Annotated in this window: 3 protein-coding genes; all 3 read right to left on the reverse strand. The window is 40.3% G+C overall.

What is annotated here, in order from left to right:
* Positions 1 to 149: 149 nt before the first annotated feature.
* The 3 genes from AACW06_RS19540 to AACW06_RS19550 all read right to left on the reverse strand — a co-directional run bounded on the left by AACW06_RS19540 (position 150) and on the right by AACW06_RS19550 (position 1,208).
* Positions 150 to 419, reverse strand: a complete 270-nt coding sequence (locus AACW06_RS19540) for a Txe/YoeB family addiction module toxin (protein WP_069509627.1) — start codon at positions 417 to 419, stop codon at positions 150 to 152.
* Positions 412 to 666 (reverse strand): type II toxin-antitoxin system Phd/YefM family antitoxin, encoded by a 255-nt coding sequence (locus AACW06_RS19545; protein WP_192076328.1) that lies wholly within the window; start codon positions 664 to 666, stop codon positions 412 to 414. Before AACW06_RS19545 ends, AACW06_RS19540 begins: the two co-directional genes overlap by 8 nt.
* Before the next feature lie 212 nt (positions 667 to 878).
* The gene (locus tag AACW06_RS19550) at positions 879 to 1,208 is read right to left on the reverse strand and encodes a hypothetical protein (RefSeq protein ID WP_192076329.1); all 330 of its coding nucleotides are present in this window, start codon (positions 1,206 to 1,208) and stop codon (positions 879 to 881) included.
* Positions 1,209 to 1,354: the final 146 nt, after the last annotated feature.

Below are 1,354 nucleotides of genomic sequence, written 5' to 3' on the forward strand. Positions count from 1 at the left end.
AAAAAGTAGCCATTATCGCGTGTGTTAGAAAGATGGTAGTTATCCTAAATTCGATGCTACGAGATGGCGTCATATGGGATGAAAATACAGCTAAAAAATAGTTATTGACACCATAGTCGTTTGTTAGATGCCCGACCGCTGAACCTGATTTAGTAGTGGTAGCGGCATGAAATTATTGTTATCGCTTGATCATCGACTGCGTAAACAAGCCTGTTAGTGTCGTCAATGCGGCGAGACCAAAAACCAGATAAGTTCTCTTTTAACGGTTCAGGTTTACCAATACCCTCAAAAGGAGAACGCTTAACATCATTAATAAGTTTGTTGATACGCTTAAGTGTTTTCTTATCTTGGGTTTGCCAATACAGGTAGTCGCCCCAAGCCTCATCAGTCCACGATAGTAAACGTTGACTACTACTCATCAATTAACTCTCGTGCTGTTGTTTTTCCAGCACGGTACTGTGCTATTGATCGGTTTAGGTGTTTAGCATTTTGAGGAGAGCGTAGTAAGTGCACTGTCTCCATAAGGCTGTTGTAGTAGTCTAAAGACATAACCACAGCATCCTCAGAGTCACGGCGTGTAATGACTGTTGTATCTGCATCATTAACTACACCGTCCAAAACAGCTTTAAGACCATTTCTAGCTTCAGTAAAAGATACTATTCTCATAAGAACCTCCACATGTACATTTAATGGAACAAGTATAGTCGCCACCTGCATACTTGTACAGTAAATTGAACATACGGTACTGAAAAGGCAACTAACGCCGCATTAAGGTGCGAACGACGCTTAACACCTAAACCAAACCATTGCACCTTATACACTAAAGCCAAATTTAAACTGAGATCGCCAAGCGTTGTGAGTCACTCTTAAATGCTTTGTTAGCATTTTTTCACCACACGCGACTTTACTGGATCAGGATTAATACCTAAATTTTGTAAATGCAATGCTATAACGTCACCTATGCCGTAAGTTTCTTTTACAAGCTCTTCTTTTTGCGCGTTATAGCTACGATTAAACAGAGAGGAAAAGTCTGTTACGTCTTTATTGCCAATCCAAACCTTTTCAAAGTCCTGCTTTGAGATTTGAGCATACATAGAACCACCACCTTGTTGTGCGGCTTGCATGCTAACCCAAAAGCAATCTAACTCATCACCAGTATTAAATAACAAAAAGCCCTTATTTCTGTACAGCTTCAGTTCTATTTCCATCTCATATATCCATAATAATGCTAACGCCCAATTAAGTGGTGAACAACGCACTGGCCAAGCCGCTGCATTGCACCGTAAAACACTTTACCTAACGCATAGTAAAACTGCCACGCGTTGAGAATCCACTTGAATTGCTTGTTATGTGA

This window comes from Vibrio sp. S12_S33, from assembly GCF_963889785.1.
Taxonomy (GTDB): Bacteria; Pseudomonadota; Gammaproteobacteria; order Enterobacterales; family Vibrionaceae; genus Vibrio; species Vibrio aestuarianus.